Below are 14,328 nucleotides of genomic sequence, written 5' to 3' on the forward strand. Positions count from 1 at the left end.
AAACCCCCTCTTCTCCCCGACCACGGCCGGTCGGGGGCGTCCGACCACGGTGCGGCCACGGAACGCATGAGGACAAGTGAAAGTTCCGGGGCGACCTTTAAGCTGGGCTACATGCTGGATGTACGACGTCTCCAGGTCCTCCGCTCGGTCGTGACCAGCGGCTCGGTGAGCGCCGCCGCCACCGCGCTCGGCTACACCCCGTCGGCGGTGAGCCAGCAGATGGCGGCGCTGGAGCGGCAGGCGGGTACGGCGCTGCTGGAGCGGGCCGGGCGCGGCGTACGGCCGACCGCCGCCGGACTCCTGCTGGCCGAGCACGCCGCGGCGATCGACCGGGAGCTGGCGGAGGCCGGCGCGGCCCTGGCCGACCTGCTGGCCGGACGGAACGGGAGCCTGACGGTCCGCTACTTCGCCACGGCGGGCGCCGAACTGGTCGCTCCGGCGGTCGCCGCCCTGCGCGCGGACCACCCGGGCGTACGCCTCGACCTGGGGACGACCGACCCCGCCGACCCGCTGCCGGAGGTGCTGGACGGCCGGGCCGACCTGGCGGTGGTGGTACGGCCGCGGACGACGGACCGCTCCGGGCTGCGGCTGGTCCACCTCCTGGACGACCCGTACCGGGCGGTCCTGCCGAAGGGGCACCCGCTGGCGGCCAAGCGCGTCCTGGACCTCGCCGACCTGGCGGCGGAGCCATGGGTGGGCGGCGATCGGCCCGGCCCCTGCCTGGACACCGTGCTGGACGCGTGCGCCGCCGCCGGCTTCCGGCCCGACTTCGCGGTGGACGGCGAGGACTACCGGGCCGCCCAGGGCTTCGTCGCGGCCGGTCTCGGCGTGGCGCTGGTCCCCCTGCTGGGTCTGGACCGCCGCCATCCCGGTGTGACGATCCGCCGACTGCGCAATCCGGAACCGGTCCGCACCATCCAGGCAGCGGTCCGGGAGGGTGCCTGGGGCCAGCCGGTCCTCACCCGCCTGCTGGAGGCCCTGACCGCACAGGCCCGAGCCGAGGCGCCGACGCGGAGTCCCGCACCCCGCCGACAGCAACCCGACCACCCCACCAAGCCGACCCACCTCACCCCCTGAACGAAGCCCCGCCTTCACCCCACCTCTCCCGGCCTACCGGGCCGGAGGGCGGGTGGGGCCGGGGACGGGTGGGGCCGGGGGCGGGAAGAGTTGGGGGACGGGTGGGGCCGGAGGGCGGGAGGAGCTGGGGGACGGGTGGGGCCGGAGGGCGGGAGGAGACGGAGAGCGGGAAGAGTTGGGGGACGGGAGGAGCCGGAGAGCGGGAAGAGCCGGGGAACGGGTAGAGCCGGAAGGCGGGAGGAGCCGGGGCGGGGGCGGGGGCGGCGCTTTTGGGTTTGCGGCTCGGCCCGAAGTCGCCTTCAGGAGAGGTGACCACTGGGTCGAAGCCGCCCCCAGGAGAGGTGACCACTCGGCGAAGCCGCCCCCAGGAGAGGTGACCACTCGGCGAAGCCGCCCTTGGAAGCGGTGATCACTCGGTCGACGTCGCCTTCAAGGCGAGCCACAGCTCCATCCGCACGTCCGGATCGTCCAGGCTGCGCCCCAGGATCTCCTCGACCCGGCGCATCCGGTACCGCAGCGTGTGCCGGTGGACCCCCAGGTCGGCCGCGGCCGCATCCCACTGCCCGTGCCGTGACAGCCACGCCCGCAGCGAGGCGACCAGGTCCCCGCGCCCCGTCGCGTCGTGCTCGTGCAGCGCCCGCAGCAACCCGTCGGCGAACGCCTTCACCGCGTCGTCGGCCAGCAGCGGAAGGACGGACCCGGCCGCCAGCTGCTCGTGCTCCACGAACACCCGTCCCCGCCGCCGCGCCACCGACAGCGCCTGCTCGGCCTGCTTGTACGCCGCTGCCGCCGCGATCGGCCCGGAGGGTGCCGAGAGGCCGACGATCAGTTCGTCCTCCTCGGCGCGGCCCGGCTCGGCCGCCGCCCGCGCCGACTCGCGCGCCGCCGCGTACGCGGTGGTCGCTGCCACCGCCGCACCGCCGTCGGCGGCCAGCGCCACCAGCCGCTCCCCGTCGGGCACGACCAGCACGGCCTCGCCCGAACGGGCGGCGGCGGACTCCACGGTCTCCGCGAGTTCGCCCAGCGGCTCGCCCGCGGTGCCGGACCCTGACTCGGCGACGATCACCCGGAACGGGGCGTCCAGCAAGCCGCCGTACAGGTCCCCGGCGACGGCCCGGGCGTGATCGGGTTCCCCGGCCAGGAGCATCCGCAGCACCGCCGCACCGACGCGCTGCTCAGCCGCGTGCAGCGAGCGGGAACGTTCGGTGGTGAGGGTGAGCAGGGCGATGGCGGAGTGGACGGCGTACCGTTCGGCGGTGCCGAGCGCGGCGGCCGTGCCCACGGCGAGCGCCGCTCGCGGGCGGCGACCGGTACCGAGGGAGTGCAGTTCCACCCGGTCCTCGTGCTCCGGTCCGCCGACCACGGAGGAGGCGGGGGCGGGCCGCTCCCGCAGCCGTTCCACCTCGGTGGTGAGCCGGGCGGCGCGGCGGCCGGCCCACTCCGGCGCGGCGGCGACGACGGCGCCCGAGGCGTCGTAGAGCGCCGCCCAGCCGTCGACCTGGACGGCGAGTGCGGTGAGGACTCCCTCGGGGCCGGCGTTGAGTGCCTGTTTGGTCAGCTCGCGCTGGGCGGCGAAGCCCGCCGTGACCGCCCGGTACTGGTCCGCGGCGATCGCCGCGGAGACGGCCTTGCTGATGGCGAGGAAGGGGGTGCGGCGGGGTACCTCCAGCAGGGGCAGCCTCTCCTGCTCACAGGCGTCGACGAGGGCCTTCGGGATCTCCTCGTAGTTGACGCCGACGGCGAACCCGAGTCCGACGACGCCCGCGCCGGCCAGCCGCCGTACGTACCGAAGCATCGCCTCCGGATCCTCCGCGTCCAGCTTGAGCGCGGTGATCAGCAGCAGCTCGCCGCCCTCCATGTAGGGCACGGGGTCGGCCAGCTCGCTGACGTGCGCCCAGCGGACGGGAACGTCCAGGCGGTCCTCGCCCGCGCGCACGGTCAGCTTGAGCGCGGAGTGGTGGACGAGCGAGGCGAGAGTCGGGGGCATGGGGCCTTCACGATGAGGGAGATCCGGCGATCACGGTGATCTTTTGGCCGCTGTGTACGAACGGCCTACGCCGATTCTGCCTCACCGTACGACGCGCCGCTGGCGTCTCACCCCCGCAGATCCACCAGCAGCGGCGGCGCGTGCTCGCCCCGGACGGTGGTCAACGACAACACCGCATGCCCCGGCGGCACCCCATGAGCCAACTCGGACGCCGACCAACGCTCCCGCTCGACCTGCCGGACGGTGACGGCGTCCGTGGTGACCGGCTTACCGGTACCGAGTTTGCGGACAGCGTGGATCAGGCGGGTCAGTGGCTGGTCCGCGAACACCGTGTGCTTGGCGACCTCTGTCGTCTCCACCCACTCCGTACCCCATGCCTGCGCGAACAGGGCACCCTCCCAGGTGGTGATCCCCGAGCAGGCGGCGTGGCAGCCGACCGCGGCGATCAGCGGTTGCCGCAGGTGCTCCGGGACGTCGCCCAGGGACCTCAAGCTGAGGAGAACGCCCGCATTGCTCTCGCGCAGTCTCCGCAGGGCCCGCACGGAACCCGCGGTGATCGCGTGCGTCGCATCGGCGAGAACGAGACCGGCGAACAGGGACTGATCCGAACGAACGGCCATGCTCGCCGTGAACTGGGCGAGCAACAGCCGGGTCAGCAGCTGGGCTGCTTCCGGATGAGCTCGCTCCGGCAGGTCGATCCTGACTCTCAGCGGGTGGTCGAGTGATCGCAGTGTGAATGGCCGAGCGTCACCGGAAGTGTCGAAGAAACCCGTGAAGGCCGGGCGGTCCAGGCAGGCAAGCCGGTCGGCGAGCAGTATCCCGGGATCTCCGTGGACGCCTGTCTGCCGGATCCGCGCCTCCAGCTCTCGGTACAAAGCGGAGTGGGCCCCCGGGTCGAGCATCCCCTTCAGCCGATTCAGCGCCGACGGCTCGCCGTCCAGCAGCTCTCGGAGTTCGGGCACCGAGGGGAACCGGCCGTGGACAGCTCGGAACGGCCCCAGCAACTGCGCCAGCACGGTCCCCGCGCGCCGCAGCTCGACCTCGGCCCAGTCACCCGCGAGGACATCCGCGAGAAGTGCGGCCGCCTCGTCGGGGTCACCCGTCCCGCCATACAGATCGAGGTCGTACGCCGAAGCACGGTCCCCCGGCCGGATCACGACGTCGTAAGCCTGATCGGCACCCATGGGTGAACCGGCGGCGCACACCACGATCAGTGCCGCCTGCCCGGCGAGGGCCTGGAGAGCGACGGACTCGCATACCGGACGCACCAGGCGCTCGGTCTTGCCCGAGCCGGACGGGCCGATCACAAGCAGGGAGGTCCCCAGCGTGCTGGGGTCCACCGCCGCCCCTGCGGCACGGCGGGCAGGCGGAGTGCGCTCGACGTCCGCGTACCGGCCGATGCGCACCTGGGAGGTCAGCAGGTCGTGCGAGGCCATCCGGATGGGAAGGTCGCGGTCACCGGACGGGTGCAGACATGCCCGGGCACCATCCTTGAGCACGGCCGAAGTGAACGCGCCCAGACGTGCGGGTTCGGCGACCACGCTTCGCCAAGCACGACGGATCCTGACGCAGTCCACGTCGTTCATCCGGCCTGCACGCGCCTCTTCGGCCAGCCGTTCCGCCGTGGTGCTCTGGCCGTAGGCATGCAGTTCGGGCCAGTCCGTGACGGGCTCGGGCGTGGCCACCTCAGGGCTCTCGGCCACCTCCTGGGGGAGACGGAGGCCTCGCAGCAGCCCCAGCCAGTCACCCGCTGCGGCGAACGGCCCCAAGGCGACGAGCGTGAGTACGACCTTGAGAATCTGGAGTCGGTGCACGGTGCCGACAGGGTCGCCGGGCACAACGAACCAGTCGGACGGCGTCACGCTCACCGCGAGCTTGTAGTACGACAGCAGTCCGTGCCAGACGACGAGCCAGGCGACGAGAGCACCCAGGACGGCGGCACGTAGAGCCCGGGACGGCTGGGCACGGTCGGTCACATACCGCCGGACGACTTCTTTCCAGTTGCCCACACGCGCGAAGTAGTACAGCACGAGGGTGGCGAAGACGCTGTCATAGACGGCGCTCGCCGTGAGTGCCGCCCGGGGCGGATCGAAGCCCCACCAGTCGGACGGCGTGACCAGTTCCAGTAGCACCCTCTTGTGCGGCACCAGGTTGTTGACCCACAGTGACCACACGAGCAGGGCCGCGACCAGGGACACCACGGCTCCCGTCAGCAGCGCCCGGTCGGAGACCTGTCCGACGGTCTCCTGAGGCCGGGACCGGTGGCCGAGGCGCCAGACTCCGGGGGCCGCCTCCGGGCGGGGGGCCCGCAGCCAGGTGAGGAAGAGGGAACCGTCGGGTTTCGGCGGCGCGCCCGGTGGCATCGAGGGCGCCGGCGGCACACCTGGCGGCATGGGCGGCGGCATGGGCGGCACCCCCGTACCCTCAAGCGGCGCCGTAGGGCGCGGTACATGGTTCGCGTGCGTGCCGCGTGTGTCGCGCGTGCCGTCGCTGTCCACCGACCCTGCCCCCTGACCAGCCGTTCCGTCCACCATCAGCGAGCAATCTAACGCTCCGGCAAGGGGAGTTCACCGCTTACGTGGCCGAGAGGCGCCGTACCCGCCCGGGCGGGCTATGTCCATCGCGGACAACGGGGCTCGCCGACAACGCCCACATGGAGCATGCCCACCTTCCGGAACCGGTCTTAGCCTGCGAGAAAAGAAGGTATGCGTCCGTAAACGCACCGCCCGGAACCGCCCGGGACCGCCCGGTACGCAAGATCATCAGGGAGCCCCCCATGACCGCACTTCCGCAGGAGCGCCGCGTCGTCACCGCCATCCCCGGCCCGAAGTCGCAGGAACTGCAGGCCCGCCGTACCGCCGTGGTCGCCCAGGGCGTGGGCTCCGTGCTGCCGGTGTTCACCGCGCGCGCCGGCGGCGGCATCATCGAGGACGTCGACGGCAACCGTCTCATCGACTTCGGTTCCGGCATCGCCGTGACCTCCGTCGGCGCCTCCGCCGAGGCCGTCGTGCGCCGCGCGAGCGCCCAGCTCGCCGACTTCACCCACACCTGTTTCATGGTCACCCCGTACGAGGGCTACGTGGAGGTCGCGGAGGCGCTGGCCGAGCTGACCCCCGGTGACCACGCCAAGAAGTCCGCGCTGTTCAACTCCGGCGCCGAGGCCGTCGAGAACGCCGTCAAGATCGCGCGTGCCTACACCAAGCGGCAGGCCGTGGTGGTCTTCGACCACGGCTACCACGGGCGTACCAACCTGACCATGGCGCTGACGGCGAAGAACATGCCGTACAAGCACGGTTTCGGGCCCTTCGCGCCCGAGGTGTACCGCGTGCCGGTGGCCTACGGCTACCGCTGGCCGACCGGCCCGGAGAACGCCGGTCCGGAGGCCGCCAAGCAGGCCATCGACCAGATCACCAAGCAGGTCGGCCCGGACAACGTGGCCGCGATCATCATCGAGCCGGTCCTCGGCGAGGGCGGCTTCATCGAGCCGGCCAAGGGCTTCCTGCCGGAGATCGTGAAGTTCGCCAACGACAACGGGATCGTCTTCGTCGCCGACGAGATCCAGTCCGGCTTCTGCCGGACCGGCCAGTGGTTCGCCTGTGAGGACGAGGGCATCGTGCCCGACCTGATCACGACCGCCAAGGGCATCGCCGGTGGTCTGCCGCTCGCCGCCGTGACCGGCCGCGCGGAGATCATGGACGCCGCGCACGCCGGCGGCCTCGGTGGTACGTACGGCGGCAACCCCGTCGCCTGCGCGGGTGCGCTCGGCGCCATCGAGACCATGAAGGAGCTGGACCTCAACGGCAAGGCGAAGCACATCGAGGAGATCATGAAGGGTCGCCTCGCCGCCATGGCCGAGAAGTTCGACGTCATCGGTGACGTGCGTGGCCGCGGCGCGATGATCGCGATCGAGCTGGTCAAGGACCGCGCCACCAAGGAGCCGAACCCGGAGGCCACCGCCGCTCTCGCCAAGGCCTGCCACGCCGAGGGCCTGCTGGTCCTGACCTGTGGCACCTACGGCAACGTGCTCCGCTTCCTGCCGCCGCTGGTCATCGGCGAGGACCTGCTGAACGAGGGCCTCGACATCATCGAGCAGGCGTTCGCGCGCATCTGAGCGATAGGTCTGCACCTCTGAAGGGCGCCTCCGGCAGGCCGTGTGAAGAAGGTGTGCGGGGTGGATGACGGGAGCGAGTTCCGTCTGCCCAAGCGCCCCGGCCTGCCGTAGGTTCTCCTCAGATGAGAGATACACCCCGCCCACAGGGGACTGTGGGCGACTCCGGGCCGAGGCCTCCCCAGCTTCGTCCTGGTCGTGCCCTCGCGCACACAACCGGCGCCTGACGGCTCCGGGATCTCCTCACCGATCGGACGGTCGCCGCCCCAAACCCCCCGGGGCGCGCGACGTTCCGGTCCGGTCGGCCGCCTCGGAACCACCCCCCCTGTTCCGGGGCGGCCGACCTCCTTCCCCGTACGTCGGGCTCCGTCTGACAAGCTGGGCGCCGTGTCGACCGTAGTCCGCCGCGCCCCGCTCCTCGGCCTGCCGGCCGTTCTCCTCGCGCTGATCACCTGGCAGGTCGTGGCGCACGGCCCGCTGCTGCGCCTGGACGCCCGCCTCAGCCGGGCCCTCGTCCGTCCGGACCGGTTCTCCGAGTTGCTGTCCGACCTCGGCAACATCCAGGTGGCCGTCCCGGTGCTCGGGCTCGTGCTGGCCCATGTGCTGTGGCGGGGCCGGAACGCCGGCGCGCGGCGGTGGTGGCTGCCGCCGCTCGCCGCCGCGGTGCTGATGGCGCTGGTCCCGGCGATCGTCGTACCGCTGAAGGACTGGACCGCCCGCCCGGGGACCGCCGTGGTGCCCCCGGCCGTCGGCTACTTCCCCTCCGGACACACGGCCACGGCGGCCGTCGCCTACGGTTCCGCGACGCTGCTCCTGCTCCCCTGGCTGCGCTCCACGGCCGCCCGCCGGGTCCTGGTCGGGGTCTGTGCCGCGCTCGTCCTCGGGGTGTCGTACGGTCTGGTCCGGCGGGGCTGGCACTGGCCGCTGGACGTGGTGGCCAGCTGGTGCCTGTGCACCGTGCTGCTGACCACCCTGTCCCTGGTGCCGGGCCTCAGCCGAAGTAGTGGTCGAAGTTCTTCTGGAACTCCCAGTTCGCGTACCGGTCCCAGTTCACCGACCAGGTCATCAGACCGCGCAGGGCGGGCCAGGTCCCGTGGGTCGGGTACGAGCCGCAGTTCGTCTTCTTCGTGAGGCAGTCCAGGGCCTTGGTGACCTCGGACGGGGCGACGTAGCCGTTGCCCGCGTTCGTGGACGCCGGCATGCCGATGGCGACCTGGTCGGGGCGCAGCGGCGGGAAGACGTTGTTCTGGTCTCCGGCGACCGGGAAGCCGGTGAGGAGCATGTCGGTCATGGCGATGTGGAAGTCGGCGCCGCCCATCGAGTGGTACTGGTTGTCCAGGCCCATGATCGGACCCGAGTTGTAGTCCTGGACGTGCAGCAGGGTGAGGTCGTCGCGCAGGGCGTGGATCACCGGGAGGTAGGCGCCGCAGCGCGGGTCCTGGCCGCCCCACTTGCCGGTGCCGTAGTACTGGTAGCCGTTCTGCACGAAGAACGTCTCCGGGGCCATGCTCAGCACGAACGTGGCGCCGTACTTGGCCTTCAGGGTCTTCAGTGCCGAGATGAGGTTCACGATCACGGGGGTGGTGGGGTTCTTGAAGTCCGTGTCGTTGGCGTTCAGCGACAGCGAGTGGCCCTCGAAGTCGATGTCGAGGCCGTCGAGGCCGTAGGTGTCGATGATGTTCGAGACCGAGGAGACGAAGGTGTCGCGGGCCGCGGTCGTGGTCAGCTGGACCTGGCCGTTCTGGCCGCCGATCGAGATCAGCACCTTCTTGCCGGCCGCCTGCTTGGCCTTGACGGCCGCCTTGAACTCGGCGTCGCTCTCCACGTTCGGGCACTCGGTGACCGGGCAGCGGTGGAAGCGGATGTCCCCGGACGTGACCGTGGTGGGCTCGCCGAAGGCCAGGTCGATGACGTCCCAGCTGTCGGGGACGTCGGCGAGCCGGGTGTAGCCGGCGCCGTTGGCGAAGCTGGCGTGGAGATAGCCGACGAGGGCGTGGGCGGGCAGGTCGGACGAGCCGCCGCCACCGCCGCCGGAGCCGGCGCTGGTGGTCGCGGTCACGACCGCGGACTTCGCGGACTCGCCGGCGTCGTTGACCGCGGTGACCTGGAAGCCGTACGCCGTCGACGCGGCGAGACCGGAGACGGTCGCCGAGGTGCCGGTCACCGTCTGGGTCCGGACCCCGTCGCGGTAGACCGCGTAGCTCGTCGCGCCGGTCACCGCCGACCAGGACAGGCCGACGGAGGAGGAGGTCACGGTGGTGGTCTTCAGGCCGGCCGGGGCCGCGGGGGGCTGTCCGGTGCCGCTGCCGCCGGGGCCGACCAGGGAGATGTCGTCGGCCTGGTAGGCGCCGGTGCCGTACCAGCCGTGGGTGTAGATCGTGACCTTGGTGGTGGCCGCTCCGGTGCGGAAGGTGGTGCTCAGCTTCTGCCAGTCGGGGGCGGACTGGGTCCAGGCGGAGACGTCGGTGGTGCCGGTGCCGCTCGCGCCGAGGTAGACGTAGGAGCCGCGGACGTAACCGGACAGGGTGTACTGCGCGTCGGGCTGGACGGTCACCGTCTGGCTGCACTGGGCGTTGTCGCCGCCCGCCGGGGTGGCCTGGAGCGCCGCGGCGCCGCTGTGCACAGGTGAGCCGACCGTCGTACCTGCGGTGCAGGTCCAGCCGGTCAGGCCGGACTCGAAGCCGCCGTTGGTCGCGACGTCCGCGTCGGCCGCACGGGCGGCCGACGAGAGCGCGGTGATGCCGGGCACGGCCAGCAGCGCGGCCGTGAGCACGGCGAGGACGGATCTGGGACGTCTGGCGCGGTCCACAAGGGCCTCCGGGGTCGGGGGAGTTGGAGGGGCGGAGCGCACACAACTTGGTCCAGACCAATCCTGTTGTCAAGGTGTCCGGACGCTACCCGTCCTCGCCCCTCTCCCGCACCAGCCCCGCCGCCGCCTCGTGCATCGCCAGTTCCAGCAGTGCCGGGTCGGTCAGCGTGCCCGAGCCGTCCGGCGGCACCAGCCAGCGCACACCGTGGGTCGCGCGGCCGGGGTACGGCACGACGATCCAGGTGCCGGCCCCGGCGGTGCGGATGCCGGTACCGAGCCACCGGGCCGCGGTGCCCGGGGGCACGAAGAACCCCACCCGGCTGTCGCCGAAGTCGACGAGCACCGGACCGGTCCGGTCCAGGATCCGGGTGAGCACGTCCAGCGTCGGATAGCCGAGGTCACCCGGCAGGATCAGGACGTCCCAGGCCTTGCCGGCGGGCAGCAGGGCGACCCCGAGGGGGCTGCGCTCCCACTCCCAGCGGCAGGCCTCGGGGTCCGGTGCGACGGATGCCAGCCATTCGACCGCCGTCTTCGCCCCAGTCATCAGAAAGCCTCCCTCTCTCGTGCGACGCGGTCGCGCCAGGATGAGAGAGGGTGGCTTTCCCGAGGGCATTACGCGGGTCCCGGCACCTCGTTGGAGTGAACTGACTCACGCCCAGTGGTCGGTGCGCGGCCCGTCGGTCGCCTTGATGCGCGCGGTCAGCTCGGTCATCTGGTTGTAGATGGACCGGCGTTCGGCCATCAGGGCACGCAGTTTGCGGTCCGCGTAGTCGACGGACTCCTGGTCACGGCCGCCGAAGACCTGGCCGATCCGTGACGGTGACAGGTCGGTGAGTTCACGGCACAGGTACATGGCCATCTGGCGGGCGGTCACCAGTGCGCGCCCGCGCTCCCTGCCGCACAGCGCCTCGGCCGTCACGCCGAAGTAGACGCCGGTCATCCCGATGATCCGCCGGGCGGCGTCCTCCTCGCGGGAGGGGCCGCGGTCCGGGACCAGGTCACGCAGCACGATGGCGGCCAGCTGGACGTCCATCGGCTGCCGGTTCAGCGCCGCGAAGGCACGGACCCGGACGAGCGCGCCCTCCAGCTCGCGGACGTTGCGCTGGACGTGCGAGGCGATGTGGTCGAGCGTCTCGGGAGGTACGTCGATGCCCTCCTGTTCCGCCTTGCGGCGCAGCAGGGTGACCCGCACCGCCTGCTCGGGCGGCTGGACATGGGTGATCAGCCCGGACTCCAGACGGCCGCGCAACCGGTCGCCCAGGTGCGTGAGCTGTTTGGGCGGCCGGTCGGAGGAGATCACGATCTGTCTCCGCGCACCGTGCAGCTCGTCGAAGAGGTGCCGGAACTCCTCGTGCGCCCCGCCCTGTCCGGTGAGGAGCTGGATGTCGTCCACCAGGAGCAGGTCCAGGTCCAGATAGCGGCGGCGGAACGCGTCGAGGCCGCGCCCGCGCCCGGCCGCGAGATATTCGTGGGCGAGCGTCTCGGCCGTCACGTAGCGCACCCGCGTGCCCGGCCGCGCCCGGCGGGCGTGGTGGCCGATCGCGCACAGCAGATGGGTCTTGCCGATGGCGGACGTCCCGTAGACGAACAGCGGGTTGTACAGGGTGGCCGGCGCCTCGGCGACGGCCCGGGCCGCACCGTGGGCGAAGCGGTTGGTGTCGCCGACGACGAAGGTGTCGAAGACGAACCGCGGGTCGAGGCCGTGCCAGTCCGGCCGGCCCCCGTCCGGGGCGCCCTGCCCCGGCCCGTCCGTGACCGCCGCGCCCTCCTGCGGGCCGCCCGTGACCGCGGCGCCTGCGCCCGGCCCGCCGCTCTCCCCCGGCCCGCCGCTCTCCCCCGGTCCGTCCGCGGCCGGGGCATCCCCGCGCGGTCCGTCCGCGGCCGGGCTGTTCTCCCGGGACGCCTGTTCCTCGGCCGCGACCAGCTGGCGTTCCAGTTCCTCGCACCGGCGCTCCGCCCGCACCCGCCGGGCGTGGGCGTCCTGGAGCTCCTCGCCGAGCGCCTCCACCCGCTCCATGAGGTCCTGGCGCTCCCTCAGCAGGGCGGTCACCTGGTCCTCGTACAGCCGCAGGGTCTTGTCCTTCTCGACGGCCGTGCGGTCCTGGTGGCCGTGCAGCTGGCGGATCTGCACCTCCAGGTCGGTGGCGCGTTGCTGCGCGTCCGCCAGCGCCCCCTCCAGTGCCCGGACGAGGGCCGCGGACCGCAGCGACTGGCGGTCGGCGTCGGCGAGTTCGTCCTCCAGGACCTGGACCCGGTGCAGCGCGGAACCGCTGCACGCCAGCGCCGTGCGATGCAGCCGGCGCATCAGCTCGATGGCTTCGGGCGTGGGGGCGCGGCCCTGCTGCTCGGCGACGTCCCGGATCAGGTCGTGGACGAACTCCCAAGGGGGTATGCGGGTGCCGTTGAGGAACCGGGACAGGGAACCGGGGTCCCGGTGCCGGCGGGCGGCGTACCGGCGCACACTGACGCCCAGCCCGTCGAACAAGCGGCGTAACGCCTCCGCCAACGCCCGCGACTCCTCCGGAAGGTCGCCGCCCAACGGCACCAGAACGCTCATCCCGCCCCCTCGCGCTTCGGCGTCCCCGGTGTTGCGCCAGGTGGCAACTGTGCCGCCTGGCGCAACACCGAACGTCCGCACCAGTCTGTTCTCCCGCCCCCCACAGGAGACCAGAAAGGCTTATCAATGCGCGGCCCCCGAGGGCGAACCGATCTTGTCGCTCTTCTCGCCGTCCTGCCGAGCGGAGTCGTCCTCGCCCTGGCCGGCATCCCGCCCCAGGCGGTGTCCGCCGTGGCGATCGGTCTCTCCACGCGCTACGCCGCCCGGCGGGGCGAACGGTCCTCCGGGAGGTGGGACGGATGACGGACGGATCAGCTGTCGAAGCCCAGTCCCAGCCGGTCCATCGCGCGCAGCCACAGGTTCCGCCGGCCGCCGTGGGCGTCCGCGCGGGCCAGGGACCACTTGGTGAGGGCGATCCCGGTCCAGGCGAACGGCTCCGGCGGGAACGGCAGCGGCTTCTTGCGGACCATCTCCAGCTCGGTCCGCTCGGTGCGCTCCCCGTCCAGCAGATCCAGCATCACGTCCGCGCCGAAGCGGGTCGCGCCGACGCCGAGCCCGGTGTAGCCCGCCGCGTACGCCACCTTGCCCTGGTGGGCGGTGCCGAAGAACGCCGAGAAGCGCGAGCAGGTGTCGATCGCGCCGCCCCAGGCATGGGTGAAACGGACGCCCTCCAGCTGCGGGAAGCAGGTGAAGAAGTGCCCCGCGAGCTTGGCGTACGTCTCGGGCCGGTCGTCGTACTCGGCGCGCACCCGGCCCCCGTAGTGGTGGATGGCGTCGTAGCCGCCCCACAGGATCCGGTTGTCGGCGGAGAGACGGAAGTAGTGGAACTGGTTGGCGCTGTCCCCCAGTCCCTGCCTGTTCTTCCAGCCGATCGACGCCAGCCGGTCGGCGCTCAGCGGCTCGGTCATCAGCGCGTAGTCGTAGACCGGGACGGTGTACGACCGCACGCGCCGCAGCAGGCTGGGGAAGATGTTCGTGCCGAGCGCCACCCTGCGCGCGCGGACGGCGCCGTACGGGGTGTGTACGGCCATCCCGGCGCCGTAGGGCTTCAGGGTGAGGGCGGGCGTGTGCTCGTACACCCGGACGCCGAGCCTGACGCACGCCTGCTTCAGGCCCCAGGCCAGCTTCGCCGGGTGCAGCATGGCCACGCCCCGGCGGTCCCACAGACCCGCTTCGAAGGTGGGCGAGTTCACCTGTTCGCGTACGGCATCGGCGTCCAGGAACTCGACGCCGTCGGCGAGCCCCTTCTCCTCCAGCTCCCGGTGCCAGTCGCGGAGTTCCCAGGCCTGGTAGGTCTCGGTGGCGACGTCGATCTCGCCGGTGCGCTCGAACTCGCAGTCGATGCCGTGCCGGGCCACGGCGGCCTCGATCTCGTCGAGGTTGCGCCGGCCCAGCTCCTCCAGCCGGTGGATCTCGTCGGGCCAGCGGGCGAGGCCGTTGGGCAGACCGTGGGTGAGGGAGGCGGCGCAGAAGCCCCCGTTGCGGCCGGAGGCGGCCCAGCCCACCTCGCGGCCTTCCAGCAGCACCACATCGCGCTGCGGGTCGCGCTCCTTCGCGTTGAGCGCGGTCCACAGTCCGCTGTAGCCGCCGCCGACGACCAGCAGGTCGCAGGTGTCGGTGCCGGTGAGGGCGGGCTCGGCGTGTGGCTTGCCGGGGTCTTCCAGCCAGTACGGGACCGGCTGGGCTTCGGAAAGAGAGGCGATCCAGTTGTCTTTGCCACGGCTCATGGCGCTTGGGGCCATGATTTCAACTCCCTACAGAGGACTTGCCCGCAAAGGCGTGCCGCGGAC

The 14,328-nt window shown here is 72.1% G+C and carries 9 protein-coding genes and 1 pseudogene; 4 read left to right on the plus strand and 6 right to left on the minus strand.

Features of this window, described 5'->3' with window-relative positions; all coding sequences use genetic code 11:
• Positions 1-111 precede the first annotated feature (111 nt).
• On the plus strand, positions 112-1,077 hold the full coding sequence (locus ACZ7KF_RS18650; RefSeq protein ID WP_471075650.1) for a LysR family transcriptional regulator: 966 nt from the start codon (positions 112-114) through the stop codon (positions 1,075-1,077).
• A 409-nt stretch (positions 1,078-1,486) separates the two neighbouring features.
• Here the strand turns inward: ACZ7KF_RS18650 and ACZ7KF_RS18655 are convergent, their stop codons facing one another.
• Positions 1,487-3,064, minus strand: coding sequence for a PucR family transcriptional regulator (locus ACZ7KF_RS18655; protein ID WP_471075653.1), 1,578 nt, complete (start codon positions 3,062-3,064; stop codon positions 1,487-1,489).
• Between the two features lie 107 nt (positions 3,065-3,171).
• A complete protein-coding gene (locus ACZ7KF_RS18660; RefSeq protein ID WP_471075656.1) occupies positions 3,172-5,469 on the minus strand; it encodes an ATP/GTP-binding protein in 2,298 nt (765 codons plus the stop codon).
• A gap of 371 nt (positions 5,470-5,840) precedes the next feature.
• Here ACZ7KF_RS18660 and gabT point away from each other — a divergent pair, with 371 nt between their 5' ends.
• Together gabT and ACZ7KF_RS18670 are read left to right on the plus strand one after the other, a co-directional pair.
• Positions 5,841-7,175: a 4-aminobutyrate--2-oxoglutarate transaminase gene (gene gabT / locus ACZ7KF_RS18665; protein WP_471075659.1), complete on the plus strand. Its 1,335-nt coding sequence runs from the start codon at positions 5,841-5,843 to the stop codon at positions 7,173-7,175.
• A 666-nt stretch (positions 7,176-7,841) separates the two neighbouring features.
• A pseudogene (locus ACZ7KF_RS18670) lies at positions 7,842-8,090 on the plus strand (phosphatase PAP2 family protein); the annotation flags it as partial.
• A 73-nt stretch (positions 8,091-8,163) separates the two neighbouring features.
• Here ACZ7KF_RS18670 and ACZ7KF_RS18675 read toward each other — a convergent pair.
• The 3 genes from ACZ7KF_RS18675 to dnaA form a co-directional block, all read right to left on the minus strand.
• Complete coding sequence (locus ACZ7KF_RS18675) at positions 8,164-9,981, minus strand: chitinase (protein ID WP_471075662.1); 1,818 nt, start codon at positions 9,979-9,981, stop codon at positions 8,164-8,166.
• Between the two features lie 85 nt (positions 9,982-10,066).
• Positions 10,067-10,525: a hypothetical protein gene (locus ACZ7KF_RS18680; protein ID WP_471075665.1), complete on the minus strand. Its 459-nt coding sequence runs from the start codon at positions 10,523-10,525 to the stop codon at positions 10,067-10,069.
• 105 nt (positions 10,526-10,630) lie between these two features.
• Positions 10,631-12,538 (minus strand): chromosomal replication initiator protein DnaA, encoded by a 1,908-nt coding sequence (dnaA, locus tag ACZ7KF_RS18685; RefSeq protein WP_471075668.1) that lies wholly within the window; start codon positions 12,536-12,538, stop codon positions 10,631-10,633.
• A gap of 126 nt (positions 12,539-12,664) precedes the next feature.
• Here dnaA and ACZ7KF_RS18690 point away from each other — a divergent pair, with 126 nt between their 5' ends.
• Entirely contained in the window at positions 12,665-12,841 is a 177-nt protein-coding gene (locus ACZ7KF_RS18690; RefSeq protein WP_471075671.1) for a hypothetical protein, read from the plus strand.
• An 8-nt stretch (positions 12,842-12,849) separates the two neighbouring features.
• On the opposite strand, the gene ACZ7KF_RS18695 is transcribed toward ACZ7KF_RS18690, so the two are convergent.
• Positions 12,850-14,280, minus strand: a complete 1,431-nt coding sequence (locus ACZ7KF_RS18695; RefSeq protein ID WP_471075674.1) for an NAD(P)/FAD-dependent oxidoreductase — start codon at positions 14,278-14,280, stop codon at positions 12,850-12,852.
• Between the last annotated feature and the right edge of the window lie 48 nt (positions 14,281-14,328).

Source organism: Streptomyces sp. NPDC038200 (assembly GCF_055600785.1).

What these genes read in the sequence shown, in the direction of transcription:
- ACZ7KF_RS18695 (WP_471075674.1), bottom strand. Translation starts at nt 14,280, where the DNA reads ATGGCCCCAAGCGCCATGAGCCGTGGCAAAGACAACTGGATCGCCTCT.
- ACZ7KF_RS18655 (WP_471075653.1), bottom strand. Translation starts at nt 3,064, where the DNA reads ATGCCCCCGACTCTCGCCTCGCTCGTCCACCACTCCGCGCTCAAGCTG.
- dnaA (WP_471075668.1), bottom strand. Translation starts at nt 12,538, where the DNA reads ATGAGCGTTCTGGTGCCGTTGGGCGGCGACCTTCCGGAGGAGTCGCGG.
- gabT (WP_471075659.1), top strand. Translation starts at nt 5,841, where the DNA reads ATGACCGCACTTCCGCAGGAGCGCCGCGTCGTCACCGCCATCCCCGGC.
- ACZ7KF_RS18660 (WP_471075656.1), bottom strand. Translation starts at nt 5,469, where the DNA reads ATGCCGCCGCCCATGCCGCCAGGTGTGCCGCCGGCGCCCTCGATGCCA.
- ACZ7KF_RS18650 (WP_471075650.1), top strand. Translation starts at nt 112, where the DNA reads ATGCTGGATGTACGACGTCTCCAGGTCCTCCGCTCGGTCGTGACCAGC.
- ACZ7KF_RS18680 (WP_471075665.1), bottom strand. Translation starts at nt 10,525, where the DNA reads ATGACTGGGGCGAAGACGGCGGTCGAATGGCTGGCATCCGTCGCACCG.
- ACZ7KF_RS18690 (WP_471075671.1), top strand. Translation starts at nt 12,665, where the DNA reads ATGCGCGGCCCCCGAGGGCGAACCGATCTTGTCGCTCTTCTCGCCGTC.